This is a genomic window from Paucimonas lemoignei (assembly GCF_004342585.1).
In the GTDB taxonomy this organism is placed as follows: Bacteria; Pseudomonadota; Gammaproteobacteria; order Burkholderiales; family Burkholderiaceae_D; genus Paucimonas; species Paucimonas lemoignei.
Genome location: NZ_SLZQ01000001.1, coordinates 542908 through 565564 on the forward strand (window position 1 = coordinate 542908; position 22657 = coordinate 565564).

Consider the following 22657-nt stretch of genomic DNA (forward strand, 5'->3'; position numbering starts at 1 on the left):
AGGACGTCACAAAATCGCCGCATTCAGGATATGCCATGGATTTGTACGTCTATTACCGCGTCGATTGCGCCCATGCCGAGCTGCTTTGCCAGCGAGTCATGGGCCTGCAGGCGGAACTGTCGCGCCGCTGCGGAGTCAGTGCCGCACTCAAGCGCCGGCCGGAAGCGAAAGACGGCCGGCACACCTGGATGGAAACCTACCTCAACATCCCTGACGGATTTGATGCGATACTGACGCAAACGGTTTCGCAATCACGAGTGGCAGAGCTGATCGACGGCGAGCGCCACACTGAGTATTTTATGGATATAACTACATGTGCCTGATCGTATTCGCTTGGCAAGTCATTCCCGGTACCCCTTTGATTGCCGCCGGCAACCGGGACGAATTTTATGATCGTCCTGCCCAGCCGGCCGACTGGTGGCCGGATTATCCGCATGTGTATGCCGGTCGCGACCTCAAAGGTGGCGGCACATGGATCGGCATTACGCGCGACAGCCGATTCGCCGCAATCACCAACGTGCGCGCTCCAGCCGAGATGAAAACCGACGCCCCGACGCGCGGCCGTCTGGTGGCAGATTACCTGGCCGGCGAATTCACCCCGGCGCAATACATCGAGAACATCGCTGCCGATGCCGACAAATACAACGGCTTCAACCTGCTGATCGGCGACCGCGAACAACTGATCTGGTATTCCAACCGGTCTGACGACGAACGGAATGGCAAGCCGCTTGCACCTGGCGTGTATGGCCTGTCCAATGCCGGCCTCGATTGCTGCTGGCCCAAGGTTGTGCGTACCAAGGCGCAGTTTGCCAGCCTGTTGTGTCAAGCGGCGCCGGAAGAACGTTTTTCGAAATGCTCACCGACACGACGCGCGCTTCGGATTGCCGCCTCCCGAAAACCGGCGTCAGCCTCGAACTTGAACGCCTGCTTTCGTCGGTGTATATCGAATCCGACAATTACGGCACGCGTTCGTCAACCGTGGTCAAGCTGGCGGCCAATGACGAGCCGATGCTCTGCGAACGTATGCTCAAGTAAATCGGCCATCGCTTCCGTACTTCCGATTACATCACATGCGTGCGTCAGGCAAGCCTGGCACGCATGTGGATATGCGGTATGCCTGCATCCGGAAATTCGTCCCCTTCCCGCTCGAAGCCGAACCGGGCATAAAATCCTTCGGCATGGGTTTGTGCATTGAGTCTTGCCTCAGGCAGGCCGCGTTTTCTCGCCGCATCCAACAGTGCTGAAAGTATCGCGCTGCCGACTCCCACGTCCCGCACGGCGCGCCGCACCGCCATGCGGCCAATGTGCCCATCCGGCAGCAGGCGTCCCGTAGCCAGCACATTGCCGGCACTGTCCAGCGCTACAGCGTGCAGCGAGACGGCATCCATGTCATCCCACTCCAGCTCGACAGGCACCTGCTGTTCGTTCAGGAAGACTTCGGTGCGAATGATCCTTGCCTTGGTGCCCAACGCATCCCAGTCACCCAGTTCGATCCGCCAGGCGTTCAACGGCTCCTTGTCGTTCATGGACAAGCCTCTCCTTTAGATTCGCTTCTACTTATTCGCCTTCAGACGAGCCTGCAGTAACTCCTTTGCGCGCGGTTCGACTTCCAGCGCGTCATGGGGATTGCGCTGCTGCAGAATATCTTCCATACGGGTTTGCACGGCATCGAGCATTTCCGGATGTGTATGGATATAGAATCGGCTGTCGCGAACGGCATCGAAGGTAATCTGCGCAACCTCGGCTGCCGACAATCTTCCCGAGCGAACCGCCTTGTCGGTCAGCAGGCGCGCCGCAACCTGGCTTGCGGTCGGTTGCGCGCTATTGCGCAAGGCTTGCGGGCGGCTTCGCTCCGACTTGTTGATCTTGGTCGGGACGTAGTGCGGGCAAAGCACGGAAGCGCCGATCGGTGCGTCCACCAGCCGCAAGTCGTGATAAAGCGTTTCTGACAGCGAGACCACGGCATGCTTGGTAACGTTGTAAGCACCCATGTTCGAGGCATTCAGCAAGCCGGCAACCGACGCGGTATTGACGATATGGCCTTCGTAGCCGGCATCTTGTGCAGCCGCTTGCAGCATGAGCGGCGTGAAAATGCGCACGCCATGAATCACGCCCTTCAGATTCACGCCGAGCAGCCAATCCCAGTCAGCTTCGCTATGTTCCCAGATCAGACCGCCGCAGCCGACGCCTGCATTATTGAAGAGCAAATGCACCGTGCCGTAACGCGCCATGACGGCATCCGCCAATGCCTGCACATCCGCAGCTTCGCTGACATTGCAGGTTTGCGCCAGCACGTCTGCACCTTGGCTGCGCAACTCTTTCTGCAAAGAGTCCAGTTCCGAAGTTTCGATATCGGCAATTGCCACTTTCATGCCCAGGCTGGCTGCCTTGCGGGCGAATTCCTGCCCGAACCCGCCGGCCGCCCCCGTGATGACCGCCACCCTGCCTGCAAATTCCTTCATCTATCGAATCCCTTTCAGGCGCGCGGCAGCTTTTTGGCGGCGTCAGCCCGCTTGAGGAACTTGAAGGTTCCCATTGCCTTGGCGACGAGCTTGTCGCCATTCCAGACTTCGCCTTCGCAAAAACACATCGTCGTGGAGCGATGCAGCGTTTTGCCCTTGGCGATAAGCCGCTCCCCCGGAATGCCGGCGGCTTGCATAAAACTCGTCTTCATCTCCACCGTGACGCTCGCCTGGATTTCCGGATTCAGCGAGCGGCCTGCCATGGCCATCGCCACGTCCAGCAAGGTCATGGTGAGCCCGCCATGGGCCACGTGCCAGCCGTTCATGTGGCGACGGTCGAGCGTCAAAGCCAGTTGCGCTTCGCCGTCGCCCATGCCGAGAAATTCGACGCCAAGGTCTTCAAGAAACGGAATGGTGTTCGGAAATGGCGTCGCCTTGGTAGTGGGATCCGTCATTTCCACTCCCGGTGTGCTGCGGTTCCATTGACCGTGGTATGACTCCAAGTTTGCTTCATTTTTTAACCTTTATGCCTCTCATTTTTGCCTGTGCCGACAGCTTGCGTTGCCTAAGGCATGAACTACTGAACTATGCTGCCGCATCCACGGCTACGCCTGAATTGCCCTACCTTTCACACCTTACTGCCGCATCGCAGGAAACCTCCTCAGAAAGCCGGAATTGTAACCGCCTCATCAAAATTTTTTCGTTGGGTCCCGAGCATTCTTTCCTTGGAAATGCCATGAAAAATTACACGCATCTCTAGAACTTTACTTGCAGTTACAATCGTCGACACTTATAAACCATTCGTCGCTTGCAATAGACACATACTCTTTCAGGTAACGAATATATACAATTTACCCTGTCCAAACCGATATGGTTTTGGTAAGGTTAAGTTGTTCATATTGCAAATTTTTTCGAAACTGTCATTTCATGATCAAGCAACGCCGGCTCGGCACTCCCTTATCCCATTCCGCAATCAAAGTCATGCTGCTCGGTGCTGGCGAACTTGGCAAGGAAGTTGTCATCTCTCTGCAGCGCCTTGGAGTTGAAGTCATCGCCGTCGACCGTTATGAGAACGCGCCGGGACACCAGGTGGCGCACCGTGCGCATATCATCGACATGACCGATGGCGCGGCGCTAACTGCCTTGATCGAAAGCGAACAGCCGGACCTGGTGGTGCCGGAAATCGAGGCGATTGCCACCCCGGCGCTGATGGAACTTGAGAAAGCCGGCAAGGTCACCGTCATCCCGACCGCGCGTGCCGCCTGGCTGACCATGAACCGCGAAGGCATCCGTCGGCTCGCCGCGGAAGAACTGGGACTTCCGACATCCCCTTACCATTTCGCCAGCAGCCTGGAGGAATTGCAGGCTGCCTGTGCCGAGATCGGTTTTCCCTGCGTGGTCAAGCCGGTCATGTCCTCGTCCGGCAAGGGTCAATCCAAACTCGACAGCGCCGCCGATGTCGAGACGGCATGGCAGTATGCCGCCTCGGGAAGCCGTGTCGACGCGGGGCGCGTGATCGTCGAGGGGTTCGTCGATTTCGATTATGAGATCACCCAACTGACCGTGCGCGCGCTCGATGGCGAGGGCGCGCTTGTCACGCAATTCTGCGAACCGATCGGCCATCTGCAGGTGCACGGCGACTATGTCGAGTCCTGGCAACCGCATCCGATGCCGCCGCTGGCGCTGCAACGCGCGCGCGACATTGCTCGTGCCGTCACCGATAACCTGGGCGGGCTCGGAGTGTTCGGCGTCGAACTGTTCGTCAAGGGCGACATGGTGTGGTTTTCCGAAGTCAGTCCCCGTCCGCACGACACCGGCATGGTGACCATGGCAAGCCAGCGCCAGAGCGAATTCGAATTGCATGCCAAGGCGATCCTGGGCTTGCCTGTCGATACGACCCTGTCCTCGCCGGCCGCATCCGCGGTGATCTATGGCCAACTGGAAGAACCGGCAATTGCCTTCGAGGGCGTGGCTGCGGCGCTGGCTCTGCCTGGCGTCGATATCCGTCTGTTCGGCAAGCCACAGTCATTCGCCCGCCGTCGCATGGGTGTCGCGCTGGCCACCGCGGACGATATCGAAAGCGCGCGCACGATTGCGCGCCAGGCGGCCCAAACCGTCAAGCCGGTATCCGCTTAGCATGAGATTGCCGCTGCTTCGTTCAACTAGCGCCGTCACGACATGCGAGGTATTCCGCGTCGCCTCGCTGTTCTTTTACATCATCCTACTGGCGCATCTGACGATGACCGGCTCGCTCAGCCTGGCGTTATCCAGCGCCAGCAGACTTGCGCTGGGCTTGTTGCTGCCGCTATCCCTGTTGTCGCTCTTCCGTTTTCTGCGTCCGGGTGCCATCGCATCTCGTCAGTGGCTCAACCTTTTTGAAATGGGCGTGGTCATGCTTGCCGTGTCGCTGCTGGTGCTCGACCGCAGCCTTCCGCTCATTGGCCTGCCTTGGCTGATCGCGGTAGCTGGCGTCTTCATGCTGCCGCTTGAATCGGGCACAGCCCTTGCTGCCGCCTGCACGATCGTTCTACTTAGCATGATATTGGGCAGCAAGCTCAACATGAGTCTGAGCGAGTGGCTGCCGCATGTTTACGCCACATTGTTCGTCGGACTGCTTGCGCGCCTGCTCGACCGCACGCTCAAGCAGAATGCCCAGGCGCTGGAGCAGGCAAAGCTCGACCAGCGGCGCTTCGATGCCATTGCCCGCGCCACCCGCCATGTCATCATGATCGTCGATGCCAGATTCCAGATCATGTACGTCAACCCGGCCATCCAGGAAATTACCGGCTACACGGAAGACGAAATGCGCAACCTGACCATCAAGGATGTCAACCATCCGGACGATGTAACGGGCCGACGTGAAAAGCTTCGCTACCTGCGGGACAATCCCGGCAGCAGTATCTTTTCGCGCCATCGCACTCGCCACAAGAATGGAAACTGGGTATGGGTAGAGGCACGCGGCTATAACCTGCTACAGGACCCGGCGATCAAAGGCTTGGTATTCAGTGTCGAAGATATCAGCGAACGCATGGCATATGAAGTCAAGCTTGAGCATCAGGCCATGCACGACCCACTGACCGGCTTGCCGAACCGCCGCCATGTGCTTAAGAGGCTGGGCATCGCAATCGACGCCCACCAGGAAAACGGTGCCAGGCTGGCTGTTCTGGTTTGCAACCTGGATTTTTTCAAGAGCCTCAACGATATCCACGGGCACGATTTCGGTGACCGCTGCCTGCTTGAACTGACGCGCCGAATCGTGGCGGAACTACCCTCTTCTGATTTCATCGCCCGTTTCGGCGGCAACGAGTTTGTCGTATTGACGGATGCTGATCTGGCCGAGGCAAAAATTAAAGCCGAAACCTTGCTGGCGGCCGTGTCGCAACAATTTGTTGTAGACGACGTCATCGTCAAGATTCAGGCCAGCGTGGGGATCGCTTTCGTCAACAGTACGCATAAGACCCCTTCTGCCCTGCTGCGTGATGCCGATGCCGCGATGTATCAGGCAAAAGAGCGTGGCCGCAATCGTGTCGAAATCTTCGACGCCGCGCTGCAGCATCTCCATACACGGCGCGCGCAGCTCGACGTCGCCTTGCGATTTTCAATGGAACGAAACGAACTGTCGCTGCATTATCAACCGAAGGTGTCGCTCGAGGATGGCTCGATCAAGGGATTTGAACTTCTGCTGCGCTGGCATCACCCGGAGCATGGCGAAATCGCGCCGCAGGAATTCATCCCCATCGCCGAAGCTTCCGGCGTGATCGTTCCGATCGGACTATGGGTGCTGGAAATGGCTTGCCTCCAGGTGCGCAGTTGGTCGGCGCTTCAGGATACTGTCGCCCCAACCATCGCCGTCAATGTCTCCATGCGCCAATTGCTGCAATCATCATTTTTGCAGGATGTCGCCGCCATCCTGGAGCGCACGGGAGCTGCTCCGTCATCGATCGAACTGGAGCTCACCGAGACATCGGCCATGGCCAATCCCTTGCAGACGGTGGAGACGCTGTTGCTGCTCAAGCAGATGGGATTCCGCCTGGCTCTCGATGATTTCGGCACCGGGTACTCATCTTTAGCTTATTTGCAAAAGCTGCCGCTTGACGTTCTCAAAATCGACAAGGCCTTCATCAATGGACTGTGCAGCAATTCCGGCGACGCCGAAATCGTGCGCCTTATCCTGGCTTTGGCCCATACGCTGAAACTCGAAACGGTCGCCGAAGGCGTCGAGACCGAAGAGCAGGCGACACAACTGCTGCGCATGGGATGCCACCTTGCGCAAGGCTATGCATTTTCGCGCTCGCTATCGGCGGATGAAGCGGAACAGTTGCTGCGGACCGAAGCTGTCGCGACCTTCGAAGCCTGTTAAGGCTCCAGCCGCAAGCTGCCAAGGCGGCCTTCTTCCACTTTTTCCCGCGCGGTCGGCATCGGCAGGTATTCAGCTTTGGCCCAACGCTCCGCCAGGTTGGCGTACAGGGGCGAAAATACGTTGCCTGATTGGCCGGTCGAAATCATGAACCGTGAATTCTCGAAGTCACCCAGGTCATAGAGCGCCCGCAGTCCGGCGCCATGGTGATTGGCGAAAGGTGCAGCTTCGTCACGCGGACTGTTGCGTCCCGCATTGACGCTGAACGTGTCGCCGGACGTGGGCACTTCAATATTGAACAGCCTTGACAAGCCACTGACCTTGCCGAAGGGGCGATGCGAGGATACCGCAACATGCGCCCTGCCCCAGCGCCATTCTCGCATATCCTCGCCGTAGCGTGTCTCCAGTTCGTCCAATGCCGTGCGCAGGGCTACTGGCAGCAAAGCCTGGCACGCCTGACTATCGGCAGCGCTTGCCTGTTGCGCCGTCCTTGCGGCGGAAGGGGACGCAATTTTGAGACACCACCGGCTCTGTCCATCCTTGTTACGCAAGACATTCAACATCGCCTGCTGGATGTTCCGGTATTCCCAGTATTCCTTGAACAAATCCTCGCCTACCTCATCGGCGAAGATCTGCCGCGACAATTCGCGCAGCCAGGCGGTGGCGATCAGCGGCTCCGGGCGGTCGGCAGCCATGTGGCCATCCCATTTCCCCAGCAACTCCATGGCCTGCCTGCTTCGATTGTCGTCCACTTTTACCTGCAGCAGGATCGGCAGCAGATCGTTGACGGCCGGCGACAGGTCATCGCGCTGTATCGCCGCAAAACTATCCAGGTCATGCTTCGGCTTTACCACGAGCAGATCGTTGATGCGATGTGCGCGATAAGGCAGCGACCATTCGCTCGTGATGAAATACGGATAGCCATCATCGACGATTTTCTGATTCGCGGTCATTACCTGGCCTGATGCCGGGTTGTACTGGCGCGGCAAGCCGCTGAAGGGAATGAAGCCGTCCCAATCGTAGCGGCTATCCCAACCGGGCGCCGGCACCAGTCCCTTGAGATCGTTTTCCTTCTTGCGAATCGGTACGCGACCAGGCGCCAGCAAGCCGATATTGCCGTCGACATCGGCATACGCAATGCTTTGCTGGGGCGCGCCAAAATCTTTCGCCGCATTGACGAATTCCTGCCAGTTGCGCGCCTTGTTCAGATAAAGCCCCGCCTGCAGGGTCAGGTCATCCGGCCGCAGCGCGGTCCATGCAAAGGCAATGACGTATTCCTTTGATTCCAGTGGTGCCTTGTCCAGCACCGGCAAGGCGCCGCTGATGACCGGGCCATGGCGCGTTTCGCGCGCTTCCAGGCGCACATCGGCTTGCCCTTTGACCTTGATGGTTTCCGTACGCGTCTTGAAATCGCTCCAGCCTTGCGGCGTCTGGTACTGCCGCGGGTTATCCCGGCGAACGCGTTCGATATATAAGTCCTGCACGTCCGGCGCGGTATTGGTAAATCCCCAGGCGATCCGGTCGTTCCGGCCCAGCACAACCACCGGAAGTCCGGGAATGGTGGCGCCGATCACGTTCAGGCCGGGGGCGGACAGATGCGCCAGGTACCATAGCGAAGGCGCCGTCAGGCCAAGGTGCGGGTCATTGGCGAGCAGCGGCTTGCCGGAGCTCGTACGGCTGCCTGCCAGTGCCCAGTTATTCGAGCCCATGCCGTCCACATACGATGGCGGCGCGATCTGCGCCACTGCGTCCAGTTCATTCGTTACGCCTGCGAGCTTGCGATAAAAATTCGTGTAATCCGCGGTCACCAACGGCCTCTCGCCCGGATATGGCGCCAGAAACTCATTGATTTGCGTAAGCGACAAGCGCTGCGCCAGCCGCATGCGCAATAATTCCTGCGTCCAGTTGGCGCCGAGATCCCAGGCCATCATGGTTTGCCAGGCGATCGAATCCGCCGGCTGCCACTCTTCCGGGTCGGCCGTGCCGGTCAGGACGAATTCGGGTGGCAACGGCCCCTTTCTGGTGGCGCGATAGGCGTTGATGCCGGCAGCATAGGATTGCAGCATGGCGCGCGCTTCCGGCGCCAGCCTGGCATAGATTTGTTCCGCATTGCGTCGCACGCCGAGCGTACGCAGGAAGCGGTCGGTCGGCATGGCTTTTTCACCAAGTATTTCCGCAATGCGCCCGGCAGGAATCCTGCGATGCATTTCAAGTTGCCACAACCGGTCCTGCGCGTGCACGAATCCGAGCGCGAAGTAGGCATCGCCCGGTGAGGCCGCATAGATGTGGGGAATGCCATTCTTGTCCCGCACGATATCCACCGGCGATGCCAATCCGGATAGCTGTAGTTGCCCGTCGATCTGAGGCTGGCTTGCGCTTCTGTACCAAAGCACCCCTGCTCCTACTACCGCTATGATGACAAGCAAACTGACAGCGACCCAGATTAAAATTTTGCGCATGCTGATGATCTCGAATATTTATTAGCATTTCATCCATGTAACAGCCTAGCATAAGCCTAATTTGCTGACATGACGCTGCATACTCGTGGCAAAAGGTCTATAGTTACGGCAACCTAATCCGCAGAAGATACTCCATGAAATTCGATGTCGCCATTCTCGGCAGCGGACTGGCAGGCTTGTCGGTCGCGCTCCATCTGGCAAAAACCCGCAAGGTTGCCGTCATTTCCAAGCTGTCCCTGCTCGACGGCGCCAGCAACTGGGCACAAGGCGGGATTGCCGCCGTGCTCGATTCCGGTGATAGCCATGAACAGCATATAGCCGATACGCTCGTGGCCGGCGCCGGCCTGTGCGACGAACCGGCCACCCGCTTCATCGTCGAGCACGGCCGTGCCGCCATCGAATGGCTCATCGAACAGGGCGTGCCGTTTACGCGAGACGAAGAGGCCGAGCTGGGCTTTCACCTGACGCGTGAAGGCGGCCACAGCCAGCGCCGCATCATCCATGCCGCCGACGCCACTGGCCATGCCGTGCAAGTGACGCTGGAACAAAAGGTACGCAATCATCCGAACATCACGTTGCTGGAAAATCATTTCGCCATTGATCTGATCACTTCTGACAAGATCAAGCTCGACTCCGGCGGCACGCGCTCCTGTCTTGGCGTCTACGTGCAGGATACGAAGACTGGCAAGGTGCACACCATTGCCGCCGACCAGACCGTGCTGGCAACAGGCGGTGCCGGCAAAGTTTACCTCTACACCACCAACCCCGACACCGCCACCGGCGACGGCATCGCCATGGCCTGGCGCGCCGGCTGCCGCGTGGCCAACATGGAATTCATCCAGTTCCATCCGACCTGCCTATACCATCCATTCGCCAAGTCCTTCCTGATCAGCGAAGCGGTCCGGGGCGAAGGTGGCATCCTGCGGCTGCCGAAGGAAGCCGGCGCGCAGGCTGGTTACCGCTTCATGCCCGATCACGACCCGCGTGCCGAACTGGCGCCGCGCGATATCGTGGCGCGGGCAATCGACTTTGAAATGAAAAAGCGCGGTCTGGATCATGTCGACCTCGACATCACGCATCAGAGCTCGGAATTCCTGATGCACCATTTCCCGACGATCTATGCGCGTTGCCTGGAGTTGGGAATCGACATCACGACCCAGCCGATTCCGGTAGTGCCGGCTGTGCATTTCACTTGTGGCGGCGTGGTGACCGATCTGGCAGGCCGCACCGATGTGAAAGGCCTCTACGCCGTCGGCGAAACCGCCTACACGGGATTGCATGGCGCTAACCGCCTGGCCAGCAATTCGCTTCTCGAATGTGTAGTGTTAGGCCGGGCAGCGGCAACCCATATTGAACAGCAACCGTCGACAACACCTGTCGCCTTGCCCGATTGGGATGAAAGCCGCGTGACCAATGCGGATGAGGAAGTCGTCATTACGCAAAACTGGGATGAGCTGCGCCGCTCGATGTGGAACTATGTCGGTATCGTCCGCACCACCAAGCGCATGGAGCGTGCCCAGCACCGCATCCGCATGCTGAAGGAAGAAATCGATGAGTATTACACGAACTTCCGCATCAAGCCGGACCTGCTGGAACTGCGTAATCTCGTGGATGTCGCATCGCTGATCGTCAAGAGCGCACTCGCCCGCCGCGAAAGCCGAGGCTTGCACTTCAGCCGCGATTATCCGGATACCTTGCCGAAAGCCTTGCCGACCGTGCTGACGCCAAAACGCCGGCGTTGATCCCGGCTTCAAGTCACAGAAAAAAATTAAGCCGGGAGAGGCAATGCCAAACCCGGCTTAATACTAAGTATGAAAATTTCTTAGATAATCCGCAGCGAATAATCCGTCGCCTTGACATCCTTGGTCAGGCTGCCAATCGAAATTCGGTCCACGCCGGTTTCCGCAATGGCGCGTACGCTATCCATGTTCACGCCACCTGATGCTTCCAGGATCGCCCTGCCCGCAGTCAGCGTGACAGCGGTGCGCATCATGTCGAGATCAAAATTATCCAGCAAAACAGAAGTTGCGCCGGCTTCAAGAGCGGCCTTCAATTCGTCGAGATTTTCCACCTCGATCTGGATCGACACCCCAGTGTTCAGGGCATGTGCCGCCTGCATCGCTGCAGTCACGCCACCTGCCGCGGCGATATGGTTTTCCTTGATCAGGATGCCGTCATAGAGCGCCATGCGCTGGTTCTTGCCGCCACCCACGCGCACCGCGTATTTCTGCGCCAGCCGCAGTCCCGGCAAGGTCTTGCGAGTGTCCAGGATCGCCGCCCTCGTTCCGGCGATGACATCGACGTAACGGCGCGTGGCACTGGCCACACCGGAGAGCAATTGCAGGAAATTCAGCGCCGGCCGCTCGGCGGTCAGCAAGGCGCGGGCAGGCGCTTCAATCACGCAGACAACGCTGTCCGCCGCCATCAGATCGCCTTCAGCATATTTCCAGTCGATGACGATACGCGCATCCAGTTCTTTCATCACACCTTCGAACCAGGGCGCGCCGCACAGCACTGCCGCTTCACGCACGACGACATGCGCCTTGACCCAGTCATTTTCCGGGACCAGCTTGCCAGTGACGTCGCCGGTGCCGACGTCCTCGCTAATGGCAGCCGCGATATTGGCTTCGAAATCCGCTGCCAGCAACGGGTCGAATGGAGCGAAAGGATTTTTCAAGGTGCTCATGCAGGTCCGATTCCAGAAAACAGTTGTTGTTCTTTAGCGAGGTCGCCGGAGGGGCGCACGTTGGCTTTCTTCTTTGCCGCGAAATCCAGCATGCGGTCGATACAGACATACGCCTTGCGCCCAGTTTCCGGATCGACATGGATTTCGTTACGTCCGGTTTCCAGGACTTCGGCGAGATTACGCAAGCCATTCATGGCCATCCACGGGCAATGCGCGCAGCTCTTGCAGGTGGCGCTATTGCCAGCCGTCGGCGCGTCGTAGAAGACCTTGCCGGGAGCCGCGGCCTTCATCTTGTGCAGAATGCCGTTATCGGTGGCAACGATGAATTCTTTGGCATCCAGCGACTGGGCGGCGGCGATCAGCTGCGAAGTCGAACCGACCACATCAGCCTGCGCCACCACGGCTTCCGGCGACTCGGGGTGCACCAGGATCTTGGCGTTGGGATGCTCTTTTTTCAGCAATTCCAGCTCGACGCCCTTGAACTCATCGTGCACGAGACAGGAGCCTTGCCACAGCAGCATGTCGGCGCCGGTCTTCTTCTGGATATAACTGCCCAGATGCTTGTCCGGAGCCCACAGGATTTTCTTGCCCTGCTTGTGCAGATGCTCGACGATATCCAGGCCGATCGAAGATGTCACCATCCAGTCGGCGCGCGCTTTCACCGCCGCGCTGGTATTGGCATACACTACGACCGTGCGATCGGGATGGGCATCGCAGAAGGCGGCGAATTCATCCGCCGGGCAGCCAAGATCAAGCGAACAGGTCGCATCCAGGTCCGGCATCAGGATGGTCTTTTCCGGACTCAGGATCTTGGCAGTCTCGCCCATGAACTTCACGCCCGCGACAACCAGTGTCTTGGCCGGATGGTCGCGCCCGAAACGTGCCATTTCCAGCGAGTCGGAAACGCAGCCGCCGGTTTCCTCGGCCAGATCTTGCAGGTCGGCATCGACATAGTAATGCGCCACCAGCACGGCCTGTTTTTCCTTCAGCAGCTTGCGGATCTTATCCTTCAGCGTTGCCTTTTCTTCCAGCGACGGCGAATCGGGCACCTTGGCCCACGCATTGGCGACACAACTGGTGCCGCTTTCCATTTGCGGCCGTTCGAATTCAACGGTTTTGATCAGAGTTTCCATGCTCTTCCTGAAAAAAGCCCTGCAGCACGCTGCACAAGAATGAGATTATAAATCCAGATGCAGATGAGGCCATGCACTCAAAAAACGATGACAAGTTGCCAAGTGATTAGCGCATCCTGTTGCCAGCTTTTTACTCACGTGTCCCCACGACTACGCTTATAAAAAAACGCAGCCCGGCAATTTGCCTGGACTGCGTTTCCATTCACCTTGCCTATCCTTATTCGATACCCTGGCTTGCCAGATACTCCTCGTACGTCCCGCGGAAATCGATGACCTCTCCATCCTTGACCTCGAGGATGCGCGTCGCCAGCGACGACACGAATTCACGGTCATGCGAAACGAAGATCAGCGTCCCGGCATACTTGTCCAGCGCGATATTCAGCGACTCGATGGATTCCATATCCATGTGGTTGGTCGGCTCATCCAACAGCAAGACATTATGTCGGCCCAGCATCAGCTTACCGTACATCATGCGGCCCTTTTCACCACCGGAAAGCACCTTGACCGACTTTTTCACATCGTCGCCGGAAAACAGCAGACGGCCGAGCATACCGCGCACGGCCTGATCGTCATCGCCTTCCTGCGTCCATTGCCCCATCCAGTCGGTCAGGTTCTTGTCGGCAGCAAATTCCTCGGTCGGGTCTTGCGGCATATAGCCGACATTGGCGTTCTCCGCCCACTTGGCGATGCCGCTGTCGGCCTGCAGGCCGCAGATATCCGGTCCGCCGATCGATCGCAGCAGCGTGGTCTTACCGGCACCGTTGGCGCCGATGATGGCAATCTTCTCGCCTGCTTCAACCAGGATGTTGAAATCCTTGAAAATCTGCCGATCGTAAGCCTTGGACAGGCCTTCCACCTCGACAGCCTGCCGGTGCAGCTTCTTTTCCCCTTCAAAGCGGATGAAAGGATTCTGCCGCGACGATGGTTTGAATTCCTCGATCTTGATCTTGTCGATCTGCTTGGCGCGTGAAGTTGCCTGGCGTGCCTTGGACTTGTTGGCCGAGAAGCGCCGCACAAATTCCTGCAATTCGGCCACACGTTCCTTGGCCTTCGCATTGGCGGCCGCGCGCTGCTCCAGCGCCTGCGCCGACGCCAGCATGTAGTCGTCGTAATTGCCCGGATAGATCTTCAGCGTACCGTAATCCATGTCCGCCATGTGCGTGCACACCTGGTTCAGGAAGTGACGGTCATGGGAGATGATGATCATGGTGGAATTGCGCTCATTGAGCACGTCTTCCAGCCAGCGGATGGTATGGATATCGAGGTTATTGGTCGGTTCGTCCAGCAGCAGGATATCCGGATTCGAGAACAGCGCCTGCGCCAGCAGCACGCGCAGTTTCCAGCCCGGCGCGACATTGCTCATCGGACCATTGTGCTGCTCGATTGGCACGCCGACACCCAGCAATAGTTCGCCGGCGCGCGCCTCGGCGGTATAACCGTCATACTCGGCGAATTTGGCTTCCAGGTCGGCTGCCTTCATGTAATCGTCGTCAGTGGCGTCCGGATTGGCATAGATCGCATCGCGCTCAGTCATCGCCGCCCACATTTCGGTGTGGCCCATCATGACCACATCCAGCACGCGCATCTCTTCATAGGCGAACTGGTCCTGACGCAGCTTGCCGAGGCGCTCATTCGCGTCGAGCATGACGGTGCCGGAACTCGGCTCCAGGTCCCCACCCAGAATTTTCATGAAGGTGGACTTGCCGCAACCGTTCGCACCGATCAGGCCGTAACGATTGCCTTCGCCGAATTTAACGGAAATGTTCTCGAACAGCGGCTTGGGGCCGAACTGCATCGTGATGTTTGCGGTAGAAAGCACTGGTGAAAACCTTTAATAAGCAAAAATGAAGCACAAATGGATTAACCCGCCATTTTACCATCGCGAGGAGTCGCCGGCAGCATGCCGACTATTGAGCGTCCGAAAGGGAATGCCGGCGCGGGCCGTCGACTGAAGCTTGCGCCGGAAACTGCCTGAGAAACTAGCCCGCCAGCACCGGATACTCGGCGAGCTGCAGCCGGAACGTATTCTTCTCCGACACCAGCTGAGCACGAGAGCCGACCGGCAAGGTCAGCTTGTCGGCGCAATGCCCGAACGGCAAGCCGGTCAGGATAGGCGTCGCCACGCGCGAGCGGATGTAGGCCAGCATGGCATTGAAATCATAGCCATTGTCGTATTCGCTCAGGCGATAGGCGGAAAAGTCGCCCAGCAGGATCGCCTGCTGCCTGGCCAGCACGCCGGCATGCAGCAATTGCACGAGCATGCGCTCGATGCGGTAGGGATGCTCGTTGACGTCCTCGATGAACAGGATGCCGCCCTCGATCCGCGGAAAATACGGCGAGCCCAGCAAATGCGTGAGCATTGCCAGGTTACCGCCCCACAGCACGCCCTCCGCTTCAATGCAGGGATTGTTCGGCGTGTGTGCCATCAGTGTCAGGCCCGGCCGGGTCAGGATTTGCCAGAAATGCGACAGCGTGTAGTCGCTCGGCCGCTCACAGCCGAAATCTCCGCACACCATCGGCCCGGCGAAACTCACCTTACCGGTTGCCGCCAGCAAGGCCATGTGGAAGACGGTGAAATCGCTGTAACCGACGAACAGCTTGCCGCTATTGGCAAGGAAATCGAAGTCCAGCATAGGCAGGATGCGCGACAAACCGTAACCACCGCGCAGAGCCATGACGATCTGCACGTCCGGATCGTCGGCGGCAGCATGCAATTGCGCCACGCGCGCCATGTCGATGCCACCGAAGCGCTGGTACTTGTCCGCCGGGTCGTAATAATTGTGTACCAGGCAGTTCTGCTGTTCCAGCCGCTTGATGCCGCGCGCGAGCGCCGCCTCGTCCGGCGGATAACCGCCCGGCGCCACGATGGCGATACCTGTGCCTGGGGGAATGACAAAATCGGCTTGGCTCATTCACACTCCATCCGTCAATGCCGTTTTTTGCTGCGCCGCGCGCCGCTCGGCAAAAAAATCCTTCAGCAGCTGGCCGCATTCCAGCGCCAGCACACCACCGACCAATTCGGTATGGTGATTCAGCTTTTCCTGCTCAAACAAGTTGACCACGGAACCGCACGTGCCCGTCTTGGGGTCTGTCGCGCCAAACACCACGCGGCTCAATCGCGCGTGCATCATGGCGCCGGCGCACATCGCGCAGGGTTCCAGCGTCACGAAGAGTTCACAGCCCGGCAGGCGGTAATTGCCGAGGATCGATGCGGCTGCGCGCAAAGCCATGATTTCCGCGTGCGCGGTCGGATCGTGCGTGCCGATCGGCTGGTTGAAGGCGGTGGCGATCACCTTGTCTTCATACACCACCACCGCGCCGACCGGCACTTCGCCCAGGGTCCATGCATTGTGCGCCTGGTCGAGCGCCTGGCGCATGTAGATCTGGTCGCGCATGCTTATTCGGTAATCTCGGCCCAGCAGTTGGGCGTCTCATGCAAGACCAGCTTGTGCAGGCGCAGGCCGGTGCCGTAGCGGTCCTGGTAAGCTGGCTTGAGAATATTGAAGGCGGTTTGGGCCAGATTCTCGACAGTCGGAATGCTATCGATGATGACTGTCTTGTGTCCCTCCAGGGCTTCCAGGAAGTCCCGCACTTTTTCATCCTTGGCATACACCAGGAAAGCATGATCCCAAACGTCGACCAGGTGCTGCTTGGCCAGCGCCTTGACGTCGGAAAAATCCATGATCATGCCCTGGTCGGAGCTGCCCTCTTCCTTGATGACTTCACCGACCAGAGTGATTTCCAGGGTATAGCGGTGCCCATGCAGATTGCGGCATTGGCTCTTATGATCGGGAATCCGGTGACCGGCATCGAATTCCAGCTTGCGGGTAATCGTCAGCATTAAAAATCTTAACTTAAGGGATTTGCAGCAGTTTATGCGTTTGCAGGCTGAGTTTCCAGCGGGGATTTGCCTTGCAGGTTTCGATTGCCAGCCTGGTATTGGCTTCCTTGTCAGGGCCGTCCATCGGCTGCACATAGTAATGATCGAACTCCAGCCGCTCGTATTCTTTCAGCGACTGTGCCGCTTGTGGGATAACCACTTTCAATTCGTTGCCGCGCTTAACAACCAGCTCCGAACCCATCTTGGGGCTCACGCACACCCAATCGACACCTGGCGGCACCGGCAAGGTGCCATTGGTTTCAATGGCGATCTCGAAACCTGCGGCATGCATGGCATCGATCAGCGCAGCGTCCAGTTGCAAGAGCGGCTCGCCGCCGGTGAAAACGACGTACTTGCTGGCTGTATAAGTCGACGGCCACAAACCGGCAATCGTGTTGGCAAGCCGAGCCGCATCCGGAAATTTTCCGCCTCGCTCGCCATCCGTTCCGACGAAATCGGTATCGCAAAATTTGCACACAGCGCTGGCGCGGTCGCTTTCCCGGCCCGACCACAGGTTGCAGCCCGAAAAACGGCAAAATACGGCGGGACGCCCGGCATGCGCACCTTCGCCCTGCAAGGTATAGAAAATTTCTTTGACGCTGTAAGTCACGGGAAAACTGTCTTTTCAATAGCGGCAAGTTTCAATTCGGACTTGAGCGCCCGCTTCCTGCCTGGGGGATGGATTATACCTGTCCTCGTCCCCTCATTCCTTTCAATGGGAAATTTACGAAGCAGACGGGATTATTGATATCGAAAAAAATAATATCCGGTTACCGGCTGCGATCGCGCCCCTGAAACCGGATATCAGATTACAAAAATTAAAACGAAGTTTGAAAAATTATGACTTCACGACTGTCAATTTGCCTTTCATGACCGTCGAATGACCGGGGAATGAGCAAAAGAAAGTGTAATCGCCATCCGGCTTGAGCTTGCTTGCGTCAAAGCTCACGGAATCCGATTCGCCTCCGCCGACCACCTTGGTATGGGCAATCACGCGATTGTCCCCCGGCTTGACATAGTCCTTATCCAGGCCAGCAGTAGTACCGTCATTGACCACGCCCTGCATATCCGCCGTCTTCGTCGCTACCCAGTTATGCCCCATCGAAGCTTTGGGAAGCTTGCCGGTATGCTTGAGAGTGACGGTGAACTTTTTGCAGCTTTGTGGAACATCGATGCTTTTCTTATTGAATTGCATCGCATCGTTTCCTTCGATTTCCACATTACACTGCGCGGCCAACACCGGCCCGGCCAGCCCTGAAAACAAGAGAAGCACCGCGATTTTTCCAGTCTTCATTACGATCTCCTTCATTAACAGAATGAGCACGTAATTCTAGACCTACAACGCGAGCCAGGCACACTCACAGCAAAAATAAACTATTTCAAATCAACAACTTAGAAGCGAACCACATTCAGCAGCTCGCTTCACCGGATGTCTTATTCCCACTCGATCGTGGCAGGCGGCTTGCCCGAAATATCGTACACCACACGGTTCAAGCCTCGCACTTCATTGATGATGCGGTTGGATACCCGTCCCAGCAAATCGTGCGGCAAATGAGCCCAGTGCGCCGTCATGAAATCCAGCGTCTGCACCGCGCGCAGTGCCACCACGTACTCGTAAGTTCGGCCATCGCCCATGACGCCGACCGACTTCACCGGCAGGAATACCGCAAACGCCTGGCTGGTCTTGTCGTACCAGGACTTGCCCTCCTCATCCACGGTCTTGCGCAGCTCTTCAATGAAGATCGCGTCGGCGCGGCGCAGCAGGTCGGCATATTCCTTTTTCACTTCGCCCAGGATGCGCACGCCCAAACCCGGCCCCGGGAAGGGATGGCGATACACCATTTCGTGCGGCAGGCCCAGCGCCACGCCGAGCTTGCGCACTTCATCCTTGAACAGCTCGCGCAGCGGCTCCAGAAGCTTCAGATTCAGCGTTTCCGGCAAGCCGCCAACGTTGTGGTGGCTCTTGATGGTATGGCCCTTCTTGCCCTTGCCGGCGGACTCGATGACGTCCGGATAGATGGTTCCTTGCGCCAGCCACTTGGCTTTGCTCAGCTTGCCGGCTTCGCGCTGGAATACCTCGACGAATTCGCGACCGATGATCTTGCGCTTCTGTTCCGGATCGGTGACGCCCGCCAGATGCCCCATGAACTGGTCGGTCGCATCGATATGCAGCACCTTCACGCCCAGGTTCTTACCGAACATGTCCATCACCATCTTGCCTTCGTCCAGGCGCAATAGGCCATGATCGACGAACACGCAAGTCAGCTGGTCGCCGATGGCGCGATGAATCAGTGCCGCCGCCACGCTGCTGTCGACGCCGCCGGACAGGCCGAGAATGACTTCGTCGCTGCCGACCTGGGCACGGATTTTCTCGACCGCCTCGGAAATATAGTCGGGCATGTTCCAGTCCGACTTGCAGCCGCAGATCTCGTGCACGAAGCGGCCCAGGATGGCCTCGCCCTGCACGGTATGCGTGACTTCCGGGTGAAACTGCACGGCGTAGAATTTGCGCTCTTCATCCGCCATGCCGGCGACCGGGCAATTGTCGGTGGAAGCCATCAGCTTGAAGCCGGGCGGCATGTCGATCACCTTGTCGCCATGGCTCATCCATACCTTCAGCATGCCGTGGCCTTCTTGCGTGACGAAGTCGTTGATGCCGTTCAGCAGCGCCGTATGGCCGCGTGCACGGACTTCCGCATAGCCGAATTCGCGGATCTTGCCGTTCTCGACCTTGCCGCCCAGTTGCGCCGCCATGGTTTGCATGCCGTAGCAAATTCCCAGTACCGGCACGCCGGCCTCGAACACCGCCTGCGGCGCGCGCGGCGTGTCGCCTTCGATCACCGAGTTCGGCCCGCCCGAAAGAATGATGCCGGCGGCGCCATAGCTGCGGATGAAATCGTCGCCGATATCGTAAGGATAAACCTCGGAAAACACGCCGGCATCGCGCACGCGGCGGGCGATCAGCTGGGTCACCTGGGAACCGAAATCAAGGATGAGAATTTTCGAATGCATAAAAAGCACTTCTTCTGGAAGTCAAAAATTGAAAATGGATTCAAGCGAGCTCGGGCATGGCCCGGACCACGCAGTTACGGCCGGCGTCCTTGGCGGCGTACAGGGCACTATCGGCATGGCTGATCAATTCATCCGTGCTGGCGGCCGGAAACTGCACCGTCGATGCAACGCCGGCGCTGATACTGAGCTGTAGCGCCACGCCATTGATCTCTTCGGGCTGCGCCGCCACTACCTGCCGCATCCGCTCAGCCACAGCAAGCGCCGTCTCGTGACAGGACCCGGGCAGCACGGCAAGGAATTCCTCACCGCCGTAACGCCCGAGCGCATCCTGGGGCCGCATGCAGGATCGCAAGCGCCCCGCCACATTGACCAGCACGGTGTCACCAGCCGGATGGCCATACGTATCGTTAATCTTTTTAAAATAATCCAGATCGATCACGATCAGCGACAAGGGCACGCCCTGCTTGTCACAGCGATCTGCCTCGATGCCGAGAATCCGCATGATGGCGCCGCGATTCCAGATTTTCAGCAGCGGATCGATCAGCGAACGCCGGCGCAAACTCTTGTTCTTTTTTTGCAGAGCCGCGTGCACTGCATTCATCGATTGCAGCTGAAGCTCGCGCTCCACCAGGCCGGCCATGTCGGCCAGGAGCAGGCGACGGTCCTCACCGAAAGTGCGCGGCGTGTAATCCACCAGGCTGACACTGCCGATCAGCATGCCTTCATGGTTACGCAAGGGATGCGCGGCATAAAACCGGATATGCGGCTCGCCCGATACCGCCGGATGGTCCCGCAAAATCGCATCCTGCCGGAGATCTGGCACTGCCAGCCCTCCTTCTGGATGCGGCAGGCTGCCGCAAAAAGCTTCAGCCGTGCTCTTGCGGGCATCCGCAAACGGATATTCGCAGCAGTCGTCGCGAAACATCACCACGCAGTCCGCCCCTTCGAACAATTGCCGGCCAACGCGACGCAACCGGGCCAAGTGCAATTCCAACTGCGCGCGTGAAGCGCACCCCTCCTCCCCTGGCAGCTTGTCGGCCACGGTGGCAGGTTGGGATCGACGCTCGGCGGAAGCAGTCATGAACGAGGCTGGCGGCTTTAGGAATGCAAGCCGGCTTATTCGGCGCGGTAGTTCGGCGCTTCCTTGGTGATCTGCACGTCATGCACGTGCGATTCACGCATGCCTGCGGCAGTGATCTCGACGAACTCGGCTTTTTCACGCAGCTCATCGATTGTGGCGCAACCGCAATAGCCCATCGAAGAACGCACGCCGCCAACCAGCTGATACAGGATGGCCAGCACGCTGCCCTTGTAAGGCACGCGGCCTTCGATACCTTCCGGGACGTACTTGTCGGTGTTCTTCGACGAATCCTGGAAATAGCGGTCGGCAGAACCTTCCGACATCGCGCCCAGGCTACCCATGCCGCGGTAGGACTTGTAACTGCGTCCCTGGAACAGGATCACTTCGCCCGGCGCTTCCTCGGTGCCGGCGAACATGCTGCCCATCATGACGGTCGATGCCCCGGCAGCCAGTGCCTTGGAGATATCACCGGAGAAGCGCACGCCGCCATCGCCGATGCAAGGCACGCCCGTGCCCTTCAGCGCGCCGGCGACATTGGAAATCGCGGTAATCTGCGGCACCCCGACACCGGCGACGATACGTGTGGTGCAAATCGAACCGGGGCCGATGCCGACCTTGACGCCGTCGGCGCCATGCTCGAGCAGCGCACGGGCCGCTTCAGCAGTCGCGATATTGCCGCCGATGACGTCAACCTGCGGATAATTCGTCTTGACCCATTTCACCCGGTCCAGCACACCCTTGGAATGGCCATGGGCGGTATCGACAACGATCACGTCCACGCCGGCCTTGACCAGCAGGTCGATGCGTTCCTCATTGTCGGGACCGACGCCCACTGCGGCGCCGACGCGCAGCTTGCCTTGTTCGTCGCGGCAGGCGAACGGATGCGAAGTCGCCTTCTGGATATCCTTCACCGTGATCAGGCCGAGCAATTCGAAAGCGTCATTGATGACCAACACCCGCTCCAAGCGGTGCTTATTCATCAGGCGCTTGGCTTCCGCCAGGTCCGAGCCTTCCTTGACGTACACGAGCTTTTCCCGGGGCGTCATCTTGGCATGGACTTCGGCATCCAGCTCTTCTTCGAAACGCAGGTCGCGGTTGGTGATGATACCCACGACGCTCTTGCCTTCGACTACCGGGAAACCGCTGATGCCGTGCTGTTCCGACAGCGCCATGACATCGCGGATCTTCATGTTAGGCGGCACAGTGATCGGATCGCGCAACACGCCGGACTCGAAGCGCTTGACCTTCGAGACTTCGCGCGCCTGTTCGCGCGCGGTCATGTTCTTGTGAATGATGCCGATGCCGCCTTCCTGGGCCATGGCGATCGCCAGACGGGCCTCGGTGACGGTATCCATCGCTGCCGACACCAGCGGAATATTCAGCGTGATATTGCGGGTCAGCTTGGTGGTAAGGGAAGTATCTTTCGGCAGAATGGACGAATATGCCGGAACGAGCAGCACGTCATCGAAAGTGAGTGCTTTTTGGAGTAGACGCATAGCATTTCCTATAGGCGCAAAGCGCAATTATACAGAAAGTCATGAAATACGTCGTTTTATTGCAGCATAGTCCCTAACCGAAGCGAGATCA

Annotated in this window: 19 protein-coding genes and 1 pseudogene; 5 read left to right on the top strand and 15 right to left on the bottom strand. The window is 58.5% G+C overall.

Annotation, left to right across the window (positions count from 1 at the left end):
* The first annotated feature begins 35 nt into the window (after positions 1–35).
* Together EDC30_RS02250 and EDC30_RS02255 are read left to right on the top strand one after the other, a co-directional pair.
* Positions 36–323: a DUF4936 family protein gene (locus EDC30_RS02250; protein WP_132256851.1), complete on the top strand. Its 288-nt coding sequence runs from the start codon at positions 36–38 to the stop codon at positions 321–323.
* Positions 314–1035 (top strand): annotated as a pseudogene (locus EDC30_RS02255) (NRDE family protein). Before EDC30_RS02250 ends, EDC30_RS02255 begins: the two are co-directional and overlap by 10 nt.
* 44 nt (positions 1036–1079) lie before the next feature.
* On the opposite strand, the gene EDC30_RS02260 reads toward EDC30_RS02255, so the two are convergent.
* Genes EDC30_RS02260 through EDC30_RS02270 form a run of 3 tightly spaced genes read right to left on the bottom strand, consistent with a single transcriptional unit; the run spans position 1080 to position 2917 of the window.
* Positions 1080–1526 carry a GNAT family N-acetyltransferase gene (locus tag EDC30_RS02260; RefSeq protein WP_132256853.1) on the bottom strand — a complete coding sequence of 149 codons (447 nt, stop codon included), beginning with the start codon at positions 1524–1526 and terminating at the stop codon, positions 1080–1082.
* 27 nt (positions 1527–1553) lie between these two features.
* Entirely contained in the window at positions 1554–2462 is a 909-nt protein-coding gene (locus tag EDC30_RS02265; protein WP_132256855.1) for an SDR family oxidoreductase, read from the bottom strand.
* A 14-nt stretch (positions 2463–2476) separates the two neighbouring features.
* Positions 2477–2917 carry a PaaI family thioesterase gene (locus EDC30_RS02270; protein WP_132256856.1) on the bottom strand — a complete coding sequence of 147 codons (441 nt, stop codon included), beginning with the start codon at positions 2915–2917 and terminating at the stop codon, positions 2477–2479.
* 472 nt (positions 2918–3389) lie between these two features.
* Here EDC30_RS02270 and purT point away from each other — a divergent pair, with 472 nt between their 5' ends.
* Positions 3390–4598, top strand: a complete 1209-nt coding sequence (purT, locus tag EDC30_RS02275) for a formate-dependent phosphoribosylglycinamide formyltransferase (RefSeq protein WP_132256858.1) — start codon at positions 3390–3392, stop codon at positions 4596–4598.
* Between the two features lies 1 nt (position 4599).
* Positions 4600–6822 (top strand): putative bifunctional diguanylate cyclase/phosphodiesterase, encoded by a 2223-nt coding sequence (locus EDC30_RS02280; RefSeq protein WP_243656618.1) that lies wholly within the window; start codon positions 4600–4602, stop codon positions 6820–6822.
* Here the strand turns inward: EDC30_RS02280 and EDC30_RS02285 are convergent.
* Complete coding sequence (locus tag EDC30_RS02285) at positions 6819–9278, bottom strand: penicillin acylase family protein (protein WP_132256860.1); 2460 nt, start codon at positions 9276–9278, stop codon at positions 6819–6821. The genes EDC30_RS02280 and EDC30_RS02285 overlap by 4 nt on opposite strands.
* Before the next feature lie 134 nt (positions 9279–9412).
* On the opposite strand from EDC30_RS02285, the gene nadB reads away from it, so the two are divergent.
* Positions 9413–11020, top strand: a complete 1608-nt coding sequence (nadB, locus tag EDC30_RS02290; protein WP_132256862.1) for an L-aspartate oxidase — start codon at positions 9413–9415, stop codon at positions 11018–11020.
* An 80-nt stretch (positions 11021–11100) separates the two neighbouring features.
* Here nadB and nadC read toward each other — a convergent pair whose 3' ends face one another.
* The 11 genes from nadC to guaB form a co-directional block, all read right to left on the bottom strand.
* The gene (nadC, locus tag EDC30_RS02295; RefSeq protein WP_132256864.1) at positions 11101–11964 is read right to left on the bottom strand and encodes a carboxylating nicotinate-nucleotide diphosphorylase; all 864 of its coding nucleotides are present in this window, start codon (positions 11962–11964) and stop codon (positions 11101–11103) included.
* A complete protein-coding gene (gene nadA / locus EDC30_RS02300; RefSeq protein ID WP_207907194.1) occupies positions 11961–13097 on the bottom strand; it encodes a quinolinate synthase NadA in 1137 nt (378 codons plus the stop codon). The genes nadC and nadA overlap by 4 nt, the downstream gene beginning before the upstream one ends.
* 217 nt (positions 13098–13314) lie before the next feature.
* Positions 13315–14916, bottom strand: a complete 1602-nt coding sequence (locus tag EDC30_RS02305) for an ABC-F family ATPase (RefSeq protein WP_132256865.1) — start codon at positions 14914–14916, stop codon at positions 13315–13317.
* Positions 14917–15076: 160 nt separating this feature from the next.
* On the bottom strand, positions 15077–16009 hold the full coding sequence (gene ldcA / locus EDC30_RS02310; RefSeq protein ID WP_132256867.1) for a muramoyltetrapeptide carboxypeptidase: 933 nt from the start codon (positions 16007–16009) through the stop codon (positions 15077–15079).
* Positions 16010–16492, bottom strand: a complete 483-nt coding sequence (gene tadA / locus EDC30_RS02315) for a tRNA adenosine(34) deaminase TadA (RefSeq protein WP_132256869.1) — start codon at positions 16490–16492, stop codon at positions 16010–16012.
* 2 nt (positions 16493–16494) lie between these two features.
* Complete coding sequence (gene queD / locus EDC30_RS02320) at positions 16495–16938, bottom strand: 6-carboxytetrahydropterin synthase QueD (protein WP_132256871.1); 444 nt, start codon at positions 16936–16938, stop codon at positions 16495–16497.
* Between the two features lie 13 nt (positions 16939–16951).
* Positions 16952–17587 carry a 7-carboxy-7-deazaguanine synthase gene (gene queE, locus EDC30_RS02325; protein WP_132256872.1) on the bottom strand — a complete coding sequence of 212 codons (636 nt, stop codon included), beginning with the start codon at positions 17585–17587 and terminating at the stop codon, positions 16952–16954.
* Between the two features lie 228 nt (positions 17588–17815).
* Positions 17816–18271 (bottom strand): azurin, encoded by a 456-nt coding sequence (azu, locus tag EDC30_RS02330; protein ID WP_132256874.1) that lies wholly within the window; start codon positions 18269–18271, stop codon positions 17816–17818.
* Positions 18272–18411: 140 nt separating this feature from the next.
* Positions 18412–19989 (bottom strand): glutamine-hydrolyzing GMP synthase, encoded by a 1578-nt coding sequence (gene guaA / locus EDC30_RS02335; RefSeq protein ID WP_132256876.1) that lies wholly within the window; start codon positions 19987–19989, stop codon positions 18412–18414.
* Positions 19990–20029: 40 nt separating this feature from the next.
* Positions 20030–21070, bottom strand: a complete 1041-nt coding sequence (locus tag EDC30_RS02340; RefSeq protein WP_132256877.1) for a GGDEF domain-containing protein — start codon at positions 21068–21070, stop codon at positions 20030–20032.
* A 35-nt stretch (positions 21071–21105) separates the two neighbouring features.
* The gene (guaB, locus tag EDC30_RS02345) at positions 21106–22566 is read right to left on the bottom strand and encodes an IMP dehydrogenase (protein ID WP_132256879.1); all 1461 of its coding nucleotides are present in this window, start codon (positions 22564–22566) and stop codon (positions 21106–21108) included.
* Positions 22567–22657 lie beyond the last annotated feature (91 nt).